Genomic DNA, 14,743 nt, shown 5'->3' with positions numbered 1-14,743 from the left:
AGCAACAACATGCTCGACCAGGCCATCGTCGAGGCCATTGCGCGCAAGCCCAAGGGGCACGACTTCATCATCGACCGCCGTCACAATCGTCCGGCGGTTGGACGGCACATGAGCATGACAGGGGGCTGACTCCATGGGAAAGCTGGTGTGGGAGGCTCGTCGCGGCTAGGTTCCACTGATCCACCTTCCTGCCACCGCAGAGTTGTTCCTTGCCTTGTGCCTGTTCCTCGGAGCAACTCTCTACACATCCGTCGGTCATGCTGGTGCGTCGGCCTATATCGCGGCCATGGCTCTGTTTGGAGTGGCCCCGGCGGTGATGCGCCCCACGGCCCTGGTCCTCAACATCCTGGTCTCCGGCCTGACAACCTTCCGTTACGTGAAGGCCGGCCTGTTCCATTGGCGCACCCTGTGGCCCGTCCTGATCGGAGCCGTGCCGATGGCTTTCGTTGGCGGCTCGATCCAGTTGCTGGGACTGTTCTACCGCCCGTTGGTCGGAGTGATATTGCTGCTTGCCGCTGCCCGCCTCCTATGGCCGGGGATGACGAAGATCGCGCAGGGTACCAGGGACATTCCCATCGGCTGGGGGATCGCCTCGGGGATCGGCATCGGCCTGCTGTCCGGCCTGACAGGCACGGGCGGCGGGATATTCCTGTCGCCGCTGTTGCTGTTTATGGGCTGGTCCGAGACCCGCACCGCCCCGGGCATCGCTGCAGCCTTCATTCTGTGCAACTCGGTCGCCGGCCTTCTGGGCAACATCGCTTCGGTACAAGCCCTCCCGGCAGAGCTCCCGCTTTATGCTGGCGCAGTGCTCCTGGGTGGCTTGGTCGGCACGACCTTCGGGATAAAGCTGGCCAGTCCGGCGATCCTCAAAGCCCTTGGCGTGGTTCTGGTCATCGCGGGTCTCAAAATGCTCGGCATCTACTGACCATGAAGGTTTGCGATCGCTGGCACTGGCATTGCCAGTCAGGAACGGATTTTGCGCCGGCGATACCTAGTCTATAACCTGAGCCTGAGAAGTCCTGAGGAGATGATGGCCGAGGTCATCGTTCGTGTCGATGTCCTGGAGTATCGCCGGGTCATCGACCGGACACTCCATCACATCGGTTCGTCCGCGGAGGATCGGCCCCGCGCCGGTATCACCTGAAAGTCCCTCGATCAGGTCTTTGAGAGCGTGCGACAGCACGACAGGATTGCCGCGCTGCCCGTTCACCGTCGGGACCAGTGCCGCGGGTTCGCCCTTTGCTCTCCACGCGTTCACAAGGGTGTCGATCAGGCTGGCCCTGATCAGCGGCATGTCTCCAAGGAGAACGACGGCCGCCTTGGCTTGAGGCGGCAATGCAGCGAATCCGGCCTTCAGCGATTTCGAAAGCCCGTCCGCGAAAGCGGGGTTCCGGACGGTCAGGATCCGAAAGCCTCTGAGCGACGCTTCGACCTCTTCAGCCCAATGGCCTGTGACCACGATCACAGGCTCAGCCAAGGAAGTCACCGCGGCCTCGACGACATGGCACACCAGTGACCTGCCGTCCGTCGGGGCCAGTAGCTTTGGGCCGGACCGAAACCGTGTGCCTCGCCCCGCCGCGAGGATGATGGCCGCCACTTCACTCATCTGCAATCCGTACTGGCACTGGCGCCTCTGAACCCGAAGGTTTATTAGGCGGCTTTGCGGCATGCCTCGCTGATCGTCTCCCCGATCTGCTGGCGCGCCGCATCGATGGCTTGCTCGCGGGCCTCCGGTCCGAAGGCCAGCTTCTCGGCCCGGATGAAGGTAACATCCGTGATGCCGATGAAGGCAAGAAGATTGCGTAGATGGGGCTCCTGCGAATCCATCTCCTGCGCCGGTCCCTCGCTGTACAATCCACCACGGCTCAGGATGACGATCGCACGCTTGCCCTTGAGCAGTCCCTCAGGGCCACTCTCGCTGTAGCGGAACGTGATGCCAGCCCGGAGCACGTAGTCGAACCAGGCCTTCAGGTTCGAGGGTATGCCGAAGTTATACATCGGCGCTCCCATGACGATCGTATCGGCCGCTTGGAGCTCCGCGATGAGGTCATTTGAAAGGTTGAGGGCGGTGAGCTGGGCATGGTTGGTCGGCTCAGGCCCGCGGAGTGCCGCAACCGCATCTTCGTCCAAATGAGGGACTGGGCTTCGAATGAGATTGCGAAAGACAAACCGGAGCTGAGGATCCTGCGAACGCAGACGGGTAACCGTTTCCTCAATAAGCTGGTTTGAGACGGACGATACACCGAGCACGCTGCTGGCAATCACGAGAACTGTGGACATGGGACAGGCCCTCCAGGGCTTCTGGTCAGATCGGTCCAACCGAGGTAGTGGTTCCTCAAACGCAGCAGAAGGCGCATAATCAGCACCATGCTGTTGTCGTGGGAGGAACACTGCTATGTCCGAGTTGGAGGACCTGAGGAGCTTCGTGGAGGTGGTTGAGAGCGGGGGGCTTAATCGCGCCGCGGCCCGCCTGGGCATCTCCAAATCGATCCTGAGCCGGCGCATCACGCGGTTGGAGACGGAGCTCGGCACCCGACTTCTCACCCGGAGCACCCGCGGCATCAGCCCGACGGAGGCCGGCATGGAGTTCAAGAGACGATGTGATCGGATCCTGGCTGACCTTGAGGAAGCACGTGACGCTGTCACGCAGCAGGGGCAATCCGTGCGCGGACGCCTTCGCCTGTCCGCACCAATGGCGCTCGGCGTGCGTCATCTGGCGCCGGTTCTGACGGATCTGGCGCGTCTCCATCCTGCTCTCGAACTGGACGTGTCCTATACCGATCGGGTGGTGGACCTGCTCGGTGAGCGGTTCGATGCAGCGATCCGCATCGGCTCTCTTAGAGACTCCAGCCTCGTGGCCCGTCGGATTGCGCCGGTTCATGCGGTGGTGGTGGCAAGTCCCGAGTACCTGTCCCGGCATGGTCGGCCGGTCACGCCGCAGGATCTCACTCAGCACCAATGCTTGATCTACACGGGCACCCTTGTGCCGGAGTGGCACTTCCAATCGGGCAAGCGCCGGACACTGATCCGGCCGCAGGGGCGCCTGAGGTCAGATAGCGGGGAAGCCATTCTCCAGTGGGCGATCGCCGGGCTCGGGATCGCGGACGCTCCATCGTTCATGGTCTCCGACGCCATCGAGAGCGGCGCCCTCGAACCCCTGCTGCTGGATTACCCGCGGCCCGAGTACAGCATCCACGTCGTGCGCCCGCCCGGCTCCCACGTTCCGGGCAAGGTCCGGGTCCTGATCGACACGCTGGTCGAGCGTTTCGGCGGCACGCCTACATGGGATCGATGCCTTATGCACCGAGCGGAAGGGAGCCCTATGACGCGACACCCCACGGGCGTCCGTGCTACGAGCGCTGGCGTCGCCAATCGCTAGGGGATACGTGCATGAGCTTCGCGAACACGCGAGTAAAGTGGCTCTGATCGGTGAAGCCGCAGCGGATTGCGATCTCTTTGAGGGTCAGTCTCGAATCCCGGAGCAATTCCTGTGCCATCTCAACGCGGCGCGTCAGGAGCCACTTGTGGGGCGGCAGCCCCGTGGTCGCCCGGAATGCCCTTGCGAAGTGGCTTCGGGAAAGCTCGCATTCACGTGCGAGGTCGGCGAGGCTCACGTTCCCGTCAATCCGGGACAGCAGCATATCCTTGGCTCGACGCTCCTGCCAGGGTGCCAACCCTCCACGGAATGGCGGCAGAACTGCCAGCCTCTCCCCGTAGACCGTGGTGAGATGCGAGAGAAGAGCCAGCGAAATATGGTCGACGAAGAGCTGGTTTGTCGTCTCGGGCCATTCGAAGGCCGGCAGCAAGCACTCCCCCAGGTTTCTGATGACATCGTCGGCAAACGCGATGCCTCTTGCGGATCGAAGCGCTCCAAACGAACGCAGATCGTGCTCCTCTTGAAACCGATCCAGGGCCTCGCGAGGAGTGTAGACGGAGATGCAATCGACAGATGCAAAGTTTAAGGACGCATGCTCCTCGTTAAGGTCGAGCAACAGAAACTGTCCGCGGTTGATCGCCATGCGGGGCATGGGCCGGCCATCCACCCAGTACGGGCCAGCAGGCAGGTCGCGCCGCTGCAAGCAGACCAGATAGCCGTTGCTACGGTCGAACCGGCTCGGGGTCCCAGATCCGGCGTCGCTCCAGCGAACCCGCGTGGCCATGAGCTCCGCCAAAGGCAAGGGACGAGAAATGAGTGTGGGCGGCTCATCAACCCCCACAAACTTGCCCAAGCGATCCTTGATCCCGTTGGCCACGGTCGGCTCCCCGATGCCCGAATCGGATACTGAAGGGAAGCGTAGCTATAGAGCAAGATTATGGCATCTTCGTGTAAGGAGAAAGCAGCAATTTCGTACAAAACGCAGCACTCGCATTGCTTGCGAACAAGCCTAGCTTGGATAATCCTGTACGCTGTGTCCCAGCGTCGTTCCTTGTGGCTGTGCCCGTGTAACGCATCTGTCCGTAAATCTGCGTCTCGCGTTGGAGATTGCATCATGCAACTCACCTCGCATCAAGCACGTGCCGTTGTCGGCGGCGCAGAAAGCAAGGCGCGCGAGATGGGGCTTCCCGTGGTGACCCCGGCACTCAATGCCGGCGATAGATCCAGACCGAATGATACCCGGAAGGATTGGAGCGGCGACGGCGGAGAAACCAGGCCGATGGAGCCGCAGGACTGCCGACAGTGCTATCGCCATTGTCGTGACGGGATTGGCGACGATCGTTGGACCTCGTCTTTACAAGCGAGCTTGCGGCTGCCGTCACCAACGGAAGAACGTCCATGACAGTTACTCCGGCTGGCGCTGAGACGCTTCACCATCATGCCAGACAAATGGGTGGGCGCGATCCCCACGAAGCCCGTCGCGGTGCTACCCCGCTCGAACTGCTGTTCGACCTAATGTTCGTAGTCAGCTTCGGGCTCGCAGCCTCCCGGTTCGCCCATGCGCTGGCGGAGGGTCACTTCGCCAGCGCCCTGATCGGCTTCACCTTTGCGAGCTTCTGCATCTGCTGGGCCTGGGTCAACTTCTCATGGTTCGCCTCGGCCTACGATACCGATGACTGGATCTTCCGTCTCGTCACCATGGTGCAGATGATCGGCGTGCTGGTCTTGGCTCTCGGCCTGCCGCGCATGTTCGCGTCCATCGAGCATGGCGATCACCTCGACAATTCTATCATGGTGCTCGGCTACGTAATCATGCGGGTCGGCATGATCTTCCAATGGCTTCGCGCGGCCAGACAGAATCCCGACCGACGCCGCTCCTGCCTGACCTATGCTGCAGCCATCTCGGTTATCCAACTCGGCTGGGTGGCTCTGATCTTTTTGGATTTCTTGCTTAGTGTGACCCTTATCCTCGCCTCCGTCCTCGCGCTTATCGAGCTCGCAGGCCCAGTCATCGCGGAGCACATGGACGGAGGCACACCCTGGGGTTCTGTTGCAGCTTTGAAGCTTGCTCCGCCTGAGCTACGATAGGAGGCTGAGAGGAGCTGGCGGTGGTGCAAGGTTACAAGAACCCGTTCAAGGGTCGGCAGTTCACGGCGGAGATCATCCTCTGGGCTGTCCGCTGGTATCTACAATTTCCGATCAGTTATCGTGATCTCGAGCGCATGTTCGCCGATCGTGGCGTGCAGGTGAACCACACAACTCTCTTCCGCTGGATTCAGGCTTACGCTCCCGAACTGAACAAGCGTTTGCGACCGCATCTGCGCATGACGAACGGATCCTGGAGGGTGGATGAAACCTATGTCCGGGTGAAGGGAAAATGGGTGTATCTCTACCGCGCCGTCGACGCTCGCGGGCAAGCAATCGATTTTCTGCTCTCCCCTAGGCGGGATGCCGCTGCGGTACGGCGGTTCTTCCGGAAAGCGCTAAAGCAGCCGCATACGGTCAATCCGCGGACCATCACGGTCGACAAGAATGCAGCCTATCCGATCGCCACGAGAGCCATGAAACTGGATGGAGAACTCTGGCGCTTCGCCAAGCTCCGGCAGGTGAAGTTCCTGAATAACATCGTTGAGCAGGATCACCGGCGCATTAAGCGCCTGGTCCGGCCAGGGCTGGGCTTCAAGAGCTTTGTGACGGCCACCCAGACGATCGCAGGCTATGAGGCGATGGCGATGATCCGCAAGGGACAGGTTGTGAGCGCACCAGCGAATGACATGCGGGCTCAGCGCGACTTCATTGCTACCCTGTTCGGCGCAGCCGCATAACCAGCGCCCTCGTCCGGCCTTCGCTTGACCTACGTCAAGCAGTTGCAACGGAACCCATTCGCGAGGGGCAGGGGACTTTCAGAGCCTGGACCGTTCCTTTTGACACGCACAAGCGCTGGCCAGACATTCGCTCGACATCCCAGCCCGGCTTTCATCGAGGGCGCTTATGACAATAGATATTGACCAGCTGACCGAGTCCGAGCTCATCGATCTCAACCACCGCATTGTCGAGCGTCTGCGCTTTCTCGACCAGATGCGTGCCCATGTGGAGATGCTGGAGTTCAAGATCGGCGACCGAGTCACTTTCCAGCCTCCCGGCCAAGGTCAACTCGAGGGCATGCTGACGCGCTACAACAAGAAGACCGTGACGGTGATCACCGACACCGGGCAGAGATGGAACGTCTCGCCTACCGCCCCCAGCAGGGTCAAGCCAGCCAAGGGCACCAACACGGCTGGATCCAATGTGGTCGTGCTGAATCAGCGCTGACGCGAGTTCCGGTGGGTTTGATTGAAGGTCGGATCGGTTTGCCCGGCGATGTCGCTAGCGCAAGGACCGACGAAGATACTCGGCCGAGAGAGCCTCGTATGGGTTGCAGGTGGGCAGGAACTTCAAGGCGACGAGCCGGCTGACAATCTCATCAGGCGAGCGCTTCAGGATCAGAGATATCTCAAGACTGGTTGAGGACGCATATGACGCCTGAAGGCGCGTATCCTCATGGGAGGTCTATGGCCTTGAGCCAGGAAGCCAAGCAGAGGCCGCGATATGGATTGGAGCTCGTACTCATACTGAAGATCCTGCCGTACGCCTAGGCCCCCGCCAACCTGACAATACCCTATGGGATCAATCCCAAGAATTGCGCAGTCTCCTGATCCACTGGGATGCCGCTGCGCTGCCGCTCGACCTCAACCGCCCATTCTCGATCCCCCGGCGCCATGACGGTCTGCCCCTCGCCGGCCGCACTCGTCCGGAGTGAGACGAGATAGCGGCTGATGGCTTCATCATAGAGGGGCCGCCCCACGAACCGATCAGGATCGACTGCGAGGCAAAAATGTCCCATCCGACGCGGCGTCTCAAAATCATGCGTCTCAGCCATCCGGATCATCTCATGATCTAGGGTGCTGCCAGTCAATATTGCGGAAAACAGGGTCACCATTCCGGCCAAGGCGGCTCCCTTGAACCCGAAGTCAATCCCTCCGAGTGGCATCAGCATCTCGACAAGGGCAGGATCTTGGGTCGGCTGGCCCGATTGATCGGCAGCGACACCCTCGGGCAGAGCCCTGCCCATGGTCTTGTAGAGGAGCACGCGGTTGAAGGGGATTGACGATGTCGCCATGTCCAAAAGCCAAGGCTTTTGGTCTGGAACGGGAGCTCCGACAGCGATGGGGTTGGTGCCATGGAACCGCTCAGCTCCGCCATGAAGGCCAACGATCGAGTCTGTGTTCGACATCGAGACTGCGATGAAGCCAGCCTCAGCTCCAGCAAGCGCATAGGCACCGGCCGCGCCAAAATGGGACGAGTTGATCACCCCGACTGCACCAACCCCAGCTTCTTTGGCCAAGCTGCAGGCCAGCTCCATTGCCGCATAACCGGCGGCATGACCGAGGCCGTTGTGGGCATCGAGAACGGCAGAGCCTAAGGCCGTGCGGCGGACCTGCATCTTTGGTGTTGGATTGACACGCCCGCTCCGCAGCACGCGGGCATAATGTAGCGCAAGTCGGACCCCATGACTGTCGATCCCAAGGCGCGACGCGTGCAGCATGGCACGAGTGGCTGCGCCGGCTGAAGCTTCGTCGGCGCCGGCGCTCTGAAGCGCGGCGAAAGTTTGGGCTTCAAGCTGTTCCAGTGGAGCAATGATAAGATCTGTCACATCAATCTCTTTTGGTTCTAACCGTTCGAAATTCCGCTCGTCTATGATGCCCAGTTAATATTGAAATCGGCGAAGAAACTAACTCCGCCGCGAGCATAAAGTGTTTGATCCATCACATACGGGGCATCGTCGGGTACCAGGCAAGCGAAAACAGCCGCTGCAACCGGCCTGTTTTCTATCCTGGCGTGAAGATCTCAGGGTTCTGACCTGACACACGCTCCAACTCCTCCATAACAGCTTCCAAGTGGGTCTTCATGGCGCGTCGTGCTGCCTCAGCATCACGAGCCTCAAGGGCATGGAGCACCTCGCGATGTTCCATAAGGCTAGCCATGTGACGACGCGGCGAAGAGAGGAGGCGACGAGCTCGATCAATGTTAGCACGTGATATCTCGATCATCGCTGCAATCCGCGGTAGCTCCAACGCCTCTACCAGAGTGTTATGAAAAGCTAGGTCAAGGTTATGGAACTCTGATGCATCCATTCGCGCAATAGCTTGCTCCTGGGCCTGCAGATTATCCCAAAGCACGTCCAACGTAGAAGGTGGTAAGCAGTGAGCGGCTGTGGCAACCACCAACTCCTCCAAAGCTTGGCGGATTAGCATGAACTCCCTAATCACAGGCAGACGTATTCGAGTTACGTGGGTGCCGCGTTGTGGCAGAACCTCAACGAGGCCCTCTACGGCTAAGCGCGCGAGCGCCTCCGAAACGGGAAACATCGAAACGCCAAGTCGGGCGCAGACAGCTCTTTTGTCGATAAATTCGCCCGGGGCGAAATCCAACGAAATAATTGCAGTTCGGAGCGACTGCTCCACCTGCTCCAAAGTACTTCCGCGGGGCCGATGCTCGAGACGAGAAAGGAACGTATATTTAATGCTCTTATCGGGTGCTTGCATGGTGCGGGAGTGTTAACAGTTACATACCTCAGGCGTCGTAGTCGAAAAAAGACGGTGATGCTCGCAACCCAATTCCTCAGAGTTCCGGACACAGGGCAGAGTGTCTATGTGATTTGTCACTGGTAAGCTGTCCTAAAGATCAGATAGAAGTTATACGCCGACTAGGCCGAATCCTTGCTCGCACAAGGGCCAAATATCCGGAACGAAACTTACTTCACTATAGGTGATGGGTGTAGGATCTAGGCTACCCAATCAACCGAAAGTCTAAGGCGGATCGTTGCGGCTTCCTTTGTGTTCTGAAGCTTGTTGTCTCCGCCGAGCCCCAGAAACCAGCTCTCCCTTGCTGATCCATCCAGAGAGGGCAAGTTACAATGAACCTAGTCGCCTAAAGCCGATCGTTCAAACGCATTACTGGCGCCCAAGCTGAACTAACCTCACTTGACACACTACAGATATTAATATCTTTTTTAAGAAAATTGGCCGGACCAATCCAGGAAAGCGGCCGCGAATAACGGATTTGGGGCGGGAAACGATCGCAGGAGGGAGACCTTGTCACTCAAGGTCGATGAGTCACGGCGGCTTTACCGACAAATTGCCAAGCACTTACGCGATCTGATTGATAGCGGTGAGTACCCGATTGGTGGACGGCTGCCTTCTGAGCGCGAGCTTGCCGATCGCCTTCAGGTCTCTCGCACAAGTGTGCGGGAAGCGCTCATTGCTCTCGAGGTCGAAGGCCTTGTTCGCATCAATGTCGGCTCCGGCATCTACGTTCTGGGACCGTCAGCGTTGAGGTTGACAATACCCTTTGGCGAAACATCGATCGAAGGCCCATTCGAAATTCTGCATGCACGCGAGATCTTAGAGCCCTCCGTCGCTGCAGAAGCGGCTATCCTTGCAGATCCCGAGCACGTCGGTACCCTTGATCGAATTCTCGCCCAGATGGAGAAATCTGGCGGCAATGATAAGTGGATCTTGCTGGATCGCGAATTCCACGTAGCAGTCGCAGCATCTCTTTCGAATGGGATGTTAGCCCGCTTCATTGGGCAGCTCTTTGATCAACGGATGAACCCCTACTTCCGGCGCCTCGCGAGTTATTTCGAGGATGCGAGCACTTGGAGCCAAGCGCTCGCTGAGCACAGGGTCATCCGCGATGCCATTGCAGCTGGCAATCCTGAAGCAGCGCGGCAGGCGATGAGACAGCACTTGCGGCTCTCTCAAGAGCGCTTTTCAAGAAGTTTCGGTGAAATTGCAGTGCCGTCACACCGATCGGGCAAGGTCACGCCCGTACTTCGCAGTCGAGCGGAACGCCCGCGCGAACTGCAAACGAAAACCAGCAGGAGGAAAATATGACGACAATGAAATGGTCAGCGGTTGCAGCAGCTGTACTTGGCCTCGCGATTACGGGAGGGGCTGCTCAGGCCCAGACAAAGCTGAAATGGGCTCACGTGTACGAACCTAACGAGCCGTTCCACACGCAATCAGTGTGGGCCGCTGGCGAACTCGCCAAGCGCACCAACGGGCGCTACACGATTGACGTCTATCCTTCCTCGCAGCTTGGCAAGGAAACCGACATCAATCAGGGCCTATCCCTTGGTTCTGTCGACATGATCATTTCAGGGTCCAGCTTTGCCGCCCGAAGCTATGCGCCCATTGGAGTCACGTATTACCCATACGTATTTCGAGATGCGAATCATCTCTTGGCTTACACCAAAAGCGACGTATTCAAGGAGCTTGCCAAGGGTTACACGGACAAGACCGGACACCAGATCCTTGCAGTGACCTATTATGGTGCGCGGCACACATCGTCGAACAAGCCCCTCAAGACGTGTGCTGACATGAAAGGATTGAAGATCCGTGTTCCGGACGTGCCAGCTTATCTGGCGATGCCCCGCGCGTGTGGTGCCAACACTGCTCCGATCGCATTCGCAGAAGTGTATCTCGCGCTTCAAAACGGGACTGTCGAGGCTCAGGAGAACCCTCTGACTACAATCGAGGCCAAGAAGTTCTACGAAGTGCAGAAGCATATCGCCCTGACAGGGCATATTGTCGACCATCTCAACACAGTGGTGTCTGCCAATCTGTGGAAGAAGCTTTCTGACGAAGACAAGAAGATCTTTTCCGAGGTCGCTCAAGAGGCAGCAACCCGGGCCACTGCTGAAATTCAGTCCAAGGAGAAAGAACTCATTGGTTTCTTTAAGGATAAGGGACTAACTGTCTCTGAGGTCGACAAGGAGGACTTCAAGCAGAACGTCTTGAAGAACGTCACTTTCGAGTCGTTCGGATATCGCAAGGCAGACTACGACAAGATTCAAGCCATCAAAAGCGAGCCTGCGTTGTAAAGCTCGTGTTTGCTCTGTCAGGGGAATACCAATTCCCCTGACAGGCTCCTGACCGACAAACGTCGACCGTCTCAATTATTCAACGATCATTCTGGAGTGAACGGGATGAAGCCTGAGGTTCATACTGAGATCACGGCTGAGGAACTGGCCCACGCTTTCGAGGAGCCCGCTCCTGAGGTCGATCTCAAGCAGTATGGTATTGAGGACTGGGCGACATTAGCGATCTTCTGGCTGATGGCTTTCGCGGTCTTTCTGCAGTTCTTCACGCGGTACGTGCTCAATGACTCCTTCGCGTGGACCGAGGAGATTGCAACCTACTGCCTGGTAGCAGTGGTGTTTCTCGGGGCTGCGATGTGCGTTCGCCTGGGCCGCCATATCCACGTTGATCTGCTCTTCCGTTACCTGCCAGCAAAGGTAGCAAGGGCTTTGGCAACGATGATCGACGCCATACGTACCCTTTTCTTCGCTTATGGCGCCTACCTGGTCTGGAATTTCATGGCAATTGTCGAAGGCGAGACCATGACCACAATCATGCTGCCGAAGAACTGGGTTTATGGATGTGTCTTCGTCGGGTTCATCCTGATGTTTCTCCGATCAGTTCAGGTGTCGATTGATAACTGGCGTCGCGGCTACTCTATTCTGGAGAGACCAGAAGCGTTTGACGCAGCCCCGATCTAACAACTTCAACAGTCCTTAGCCCTAAGATTGGTCGGAGCTCGCCCATGCTTATCCTGATCGGTTCGTTTCTCGCTCTGATGCTCCTTGGTCTGCCGGTCGCTATAGCGATGGCTGTCTCGTCCCTGATTTACATCCTTGCCACGGGAACCGCGCCCGACGTCGTTCTGGCTCAACGCATGATCGCGGGCGTGGAGAGCTTTCCGCTGCTTGCCGTTCCATTCTTCATCCTCGCAGGCAACCTGATGAATACTGCGGGTGTCACCGGGCGCATCTACAGCTTCGCGGTCGCCCTGGTTGGCTGGATGAAGGGCGGGTTGGGTCAAGTCAACATCATTGGTTCAGTAATCTTTTCCGGGATGTCGGGAACTGCGATCGCTGACGCCGCTGGCCTTGGCACAATCGAGATCAAGGCTATGAAGGATCACGGCTACTCGACTGAGTTTGCTGTCGGCGTGACCGCGGCTTCCGCGACACTTGGGCCGATCATACCGCCGTCCTTGCCATTCGTGATCTACGGCATGATGGCCAACGTTTCTATTGGGGCACTTTTTCTCGGAGGATTAATCCCCGGCGTCGTCATGACACTCATGATGATGGCGACGGTGGCATATTTTGCCCATAAGAACGGTTGGGGCAGTGACAGTCCATTCTCCTGGCGCCAACTCGGGAATGCGACGGTCGAGGTCATAGTCGTTATGATGTTCCCAGTCGCTGTCTGGGCTATGGTCCAGTTCGGCCTGTCGACCAACGTTGCAATTGGCATTGCGCTCGCGGTTCTCCTTGCACTCGACTGGTACTTCGATTTCTCCGCTGTCATGGCCCTGATGGCGCCGGTGATCCTGATCGGCGGCATGACCCTCGGATTGTTCACACCAACTGAGGCTGCCGTCGCCGCAGTCATCTGGTCACTCTTCCTCGGTCTCGTGCGCTATCGCTCGATGACCTTGAAGACGCTGATCAAAGCAACCTTCGACACCATTGAGACCACAGCCTCGGTGCTGTTCATCGTGACAGCCGCATCAATCTTTGCGTGGCTTCTCACAGTAAGTCAGGCCGCCCAGATTCTATCGGACGCGATCCTCAGTATCACGCAGAACAAATGGGTCTTCCTGCTGCTGGCCAACTTGTTGATGCTGTTTGTTGGCTGTTTTATCGACACGATCGCAGCCATTACCATCCTTGTGCCGATCCTTCTTCCGATCGTACTCAAGCTCGGCATTGATCCCATTCACTTCGGCTTGATCATCACCCTCAATCTTATGATCGGTCTTCTTCATCCGCCTCTCGGGATGGTCCTGTTCGTACTAGCTCGCGTGGCGAAACTCTCGGTGGAGCGTACGACTGTGGCCATTCTGCCTTGGCTAATTCCACTCATGCTTGCACTTGTCGCGATCACCTACATTCCCGAGTTGACTCTCTGGCTGCCGCGAACGATGGGAGTAGCAAAGTGACCGAAACTGCTCTTGCTGCAACGCTCTTTGGAGCCGAAGATCTTCGCCTGGTAGAAGCGCCGATTGGTCCTTTAGCTCCCGGCATGGTCCGGGTGCGCTTTGGCGCAGGCGGTATCTGCGGGTCAGACATGCATTACTACCGACATGGTCGAACCGGGGATTTCGTTGTGAAATCCCCCTTAATCCTCGGTCACGAGATCGCGGGCGAGATCGTGGATATCGCGGTTGACGGCGGGGACCTTAAGATCGGCGATCCCGTCGCAGTCAATCCGTCGCGGTGGTGCGGTCACTGCGCGAGATGTCAGGAAGGCCGTCCGAACCTATGCGAAAACATCTATTTCATGGGATCTGCGTCAAAGACGCCGCACATGCAGGGGGGCTTTGCCACATACTTTGATGCCATCCCGGCCCAGTGTGTCAAAGTTTCAGACAATACGCCACTGGCTGCTGCAGCGTTGGCAGAGCCCCTTGCTGTTTGTCTTCATGCGGTAAGTCGGGCCGGCCAGGTGGAAGGCCGGAAAGCACTTGTGTTTGGTGCGGGTCCCATTGGTCTTCTGACAGTCTTGGCCGCACGGTTGGCCGGAGTATCGGAGGTCGCGATGGTCGATATAGCCGCCGCTCCGCTCGCCTTTGCGCAGCGTCTAGGCGCTGATCATACCATTGACCTCTCTGGTGGCGAGGATGCTCTGAAAGAGCTTGCTGCAGCGACGTCTTTTGACTTGGCCTTTGAGGTTTCTGGAACGGCCTCCGGTTTGGCTTCGGCGATATCCTACGTGCGTCGCGGCGGTACAGTCGTTCAAGTCGGCAATTTACCCGGGGGGCAGATCCCGATCCCTGCCAATGCTGTCATGGCTAAGGAGATAGACCTCAAAGGCTCGTTTCGCTTTGGCGAGGAGTTCGAGCAAGCTGTCCGGCTCATTGACAGCAAAAAAATCGATGTGCTTTCGATTGTCACATCAGAGTGCCCGCTCTCAAAAGCTACAGAAGGTTTTCGCGTAGCTCTAGATCGATCCCAGAGCGTTAAAGTCATGCTTATAGCTTCTTGAGCCGGCTCATCTGGTGGCGAGCCCGTGCTCACGTAGGGCGGTCAGATTGCTGACGAGCGATGCGAGCAGGCGCCCGTTTGGCGGGCAGTGACCCCCTGTGGCATGACACAGTCGCCCTGATCAGGACGCTGGAGGCTGAAACCTGTCATTGCCCAAGCGCTCGGCTTCGTGGCCGGCAGATCTTCCGTGTAGCGGGCCTGATGAGCGCGCACGAGGTTACCATCGCGAGATGCACGACCCAGGACGCAAGCGGCTTCTATTGTATGCG

The 14,743-nt window shown here is 58.3% G+C and carries 16 protein-coding genes and 1 pseudogene; 12 read left to right on the top strand and 5 right to left on the bottom strand.

From position 1 onward, the window contains the following. Together AC0QTX_RS18515 and AC0QTX_RS18510 are read left to right on the top strand one after the other, a co-directional pair. Window positions 1–129: pseudogene (locus AC0QTX_RS18515) on the top strand (GTP 3',8-cyclase MoaA); the annotation flags it as partial. Window positions 130–214: 85 nt separating this feature from the next. Continuing rightward, entirely contained in the window at window positions 215–925 is a 711-nt protein-coding gene (locus AC0QTX_RS18510; RefSeq protein ID WP_474605286.1) for a sulfite exporter TauE/SafE family protein, read from the top strand. A gap of 66 nt (window positions 926–991) precedes the next feature. On the opposite strand, the gene AC0QTX_RS18505 is transcribed toward AC0QTX_RS18510, so the two are convergent. Both AC0QTX_RS18505 and AC0QTX_RS18500 read right to left on the bottom strand, forming a co-directional pair. Next, a complete protein-coding gene (locus tag AC0QTX_RS18505) occupies window positions 992–1,606 on the bottom strand; it encodes a nucleotidyltransferase family protein (RefSeq protein WP_474605285.1) in 615 nt (204 codons plus the stop codon). Between the two features lie 44 nt (window positions 1,607–1,650). Further along, window positions 1,651–2,280 (bottom strand): FMN-dependent NADH-azoreductase, encoded by a 630-nt coding sequence (locus AC0QTX_RS18500; RefSeq protein ID WP_474605284.1) that lies wholly within the window; start codon window positions 2,278–2,280, stop codon window positions 1,651–1,653. A 115-nt stretch (window positions 2,281–2,395) separates the two neighbouring features. Between AC0QTX_RS18500 and AC0QTX_RS18495 the strand changes: the two genes are divergently transcribed. Further along, entirely contained in the window at window positions 2,396–3,379 is a 984-nt protein-coding gene (locus AC0QTX_RS18495) for a LysR family transcriptional regulator (RefSeq protein ID WP_474605283.1), read from the top strand. Here the strand turns inward: AC0QTX_RS18495 and AC0QTX_RS18490 are convergent. Continuing rightward, window positions 3,351–4,160: a helix-turn-helix domain-containing protein gene (locus tag AC0QTX_RS18490; RefSeq protein ID WP_474605282.1), complete on the bottom strand. Its 810-nt coding sequence runs from the start codon at window positions 4,158–4,160 to the stop codon at window positions 3,351–3,353. The genes AC0QTX_RS18495 and AC0QTX_RS18490 overlap by 29 nt on opposite strands. A 330-nt stretch (window positions 4,161–4,490) precedes the next feature. Between AC0QTX_RS18490 and AC0QTX_RS18485 the strand changes: the two genes are divergently transcribed. From AC0QTX_RS18485 to AC0QTX_RS18470, 4 genes are all read left to right on the top strand, one after another. After that, window positions 4,491–4,778: a hypothetical protein gene (locus tag AC0QTX_RS18485; RefSeq protein ID WP_474605281.1), complete on the top strand. Its 288-nt coding sequence runs from the start codon at window positions 4,491–4,493 to the stop codon at window positions 4,776–4,778. Further along, entirely contained in the window at window positions 4,775–5,464 is a 690-nt protein-coding gene (locus tag AC0QTX_RS18480) for a low temperature requirement protein A (RefSeq protein ID WP_474605280.1), read from the top strand. Before AC0QTX_RS18485 ends, AC0QTX_RS18480 begins: the two co-directional genes overlap by 4 nt. Before the next feature lie 20 nt (window positions 5,465–5,484). After that, entirely contained in the window at window positions 5,485–6,201 is a 717-nt protein-coding gene (locus AC0QTX_RS18475) for an IS6 family transposase (protein WP_474605279.1), read from the top strand. Between the two features lie 166 nt (window positions 6,202–6,367). Beyond that, window positions 6,368–6,688 (top strand): hypothetical protein, encoded by a 321-nt coding sequence (locus tag AC0QTX_RS18470; protein WP_474605278.1) that lies wholly within the window; start codon window positions 6,368–6,370, stop codon window positions 6,686–6,688. A gap of 346 nt (window positions 6,689–7,034) precedes the next feature. Here AC0QTX_RS18470 and AC0QTX_RS18465 read toward each other — a convergent pair whose 3' ends face one another. Next, window positions 7,035–8,069 (bottom strand): Ldh family oxidoreductase, encoded by a 1,035-nt coding sequence (locus AC0QTX_RS18465; RefSeq protein ID WP_474605277.1) that lies wholly within the window; start codon window positions 8,067–8,069, stop codon window positions 7,035–7,037. Between the two features lie 175 nt (window positions 8,070–8,244). Further along, window positions 8,245–8,880, bottom strand: a complete 636-nt coding sequence (locus AC0QTX_RS18460) for a GntR family transcriptional regulator (RefSeq protein WP_474605276.1) — start codon at window positions 8,878–8,880, stop codon at window positions 8,245–8,247. Window positions 8,881–9,510: 630 nt separating this feature from the next. On the opposite strand from AC0QTX_RS18460, the gene AC0QTX_RS18455 reads away from it, so the two are divergent. From AC0QTX_RS18455 to AC0QTX_RS18435, 5 genes are all read left to right on the top strand, one after another. Beyond that, the gene (locus AC0QTX_RS18455; protein WP_474605275.1) at window positions 9,511–10,311 is read left to right on the top strand and encodes a FadR/GntR family transcriptional regulator; all 801 of its coding nucleotides are present in this window, start codon (window positions 9,511–9,513) and stop codon (window positions 10,309–10,311) included. A gap of 5 nt (window positions 10,312–10,316) precedes the next feature. Then, on the top strand, window positions 10,317–11,300 hold the full coding sequence (locus tag AC0QTX_RS18450; RefSeq protein ID WP_474605291.1) for a sialic acid TRAP transporter substrate-binding protein SiaP: 984 nt from the start codon (window positions 10,317–10,319) through the stop codon (window positions 11,298–11,300). Between the two features lie 105 nt (window positions 11,301–11,405). After that, complete coding sequence (locus AC0QTX_RS18445) at window positions 11,406–11,978, top strand: TRAP transporter small permease (protein ID WP_474605274.1); 573 nt, start codon at window positions 11,406–11,408, stop codon at window positions 11,976–11,978. A gap of 44 nt (window positions 11,979–12,022) precedes the next feature. Then, window positions 12,023–13,429, top strand: a complete 1,407-nt coding sequence (locus tag AC0QTX_RS18440; protein ID WP_474605273.1) for a TRAP transporter large permease — start codon at window positions 12,023–12,025, stop codon at window positions 13,427–13,429. Continuing rightward, the gene (locus AC0QTX_RS18435; protein ID WP_474605272.1) at window positions 13,426–14,475 is read left to right on the top strand and encodes an L-idonate 5-dehydrogenase; all 1,050 of its coding nucleotides are present in this window, start codon (window positions 13,426–13,428) and stop codon (window positions 14,473–14,475) included. Before AC0QTX_RS18440 ends, AC0QTX_RS18435 begins: the two co-directional genes overlap by 4 nt. The last annotated feature ends 268 nt before the right edge of the window (window positions 14,476–14,743 follow it).

The organism is Microvirga sp. jy35, assembly GCF_056148915.1.
Note: the sequence above shows the minus strand (reverse complement) of the source record. Positions and strands in the feature narration are given on the sequence as shown.

Coding starts and splice junctions, on each gene's coding strand:
- AC0QTX_RS18480 (WP_474605280.1), top strand. CDS start 4,775: ATGACAGTTACTCCGGCTGGCGCTGAGACGCTTCACCATCATGCCAGA.
- AC0QTX_RS18450 (WP_474605291.1), top strand. CDS start 10,317: ATGAAATGGTCAGCGGTTGCAGCAGCTGTACTTGGCCTCGCGATTACG.
- AC0QTX_RS18485 (WP_474605281.1), top strand. CDS start 4,491: ATGCAACTCACCTCGCATCAAGCACGTGCCGTTGTCGGCGGCGCAGAA.
- AC0QTX_RS18440 (WP_474605273.1), top strand. CDS start 12,023: ATGCTTATCCTGATCGGTTCGTTTCTCGCTCTGATGCTCCTTGGTCTG.
- AC0QTX_RS18445 (WP_474605274.1), top strand. CDS start 11,406: ATGAAGCCTGAGGTTCATACTGAGATCACGGCTGAGGAACTGGCCCAC.
- AC0QTX_RS18505 (WP_474605285.1), bottom strand. CDS start 1,606: ATGAGTGAAGTGGCGGCCATCATCCTCGCGGCGGGGCGAGGCACACGG.
- AC0QTX_RS18495 (WP_474605283.1), top strand. CDS start 2,396: ATGTCCGAGTTGGAGGACCTGAGGAGCTTCGTGGAGGTGGTTGAGAGC.
- AC0QTX_RS18500 (WP_474605284.1), bottom strand. CDS start 2,280: ATGTCCACAGTTCTCGTGATTGCCAGCAGCGTGCTCGGTGTATCGTCC.
- AC0QTX_RS18490 (WP_474605282.1), bottom strand. CDS start 4,160: ATGGCCACGCGGGTTCGCTGGAGCGACGCCGGATCTGGGACCCCGAGC.
- AC0QTX_RS18470 (WP_474605278.1), top strand. CDS start 6,368: ATGACAATAGATATTGACCAGCTGACCGAGTCCGAGCTCATCGATCTC.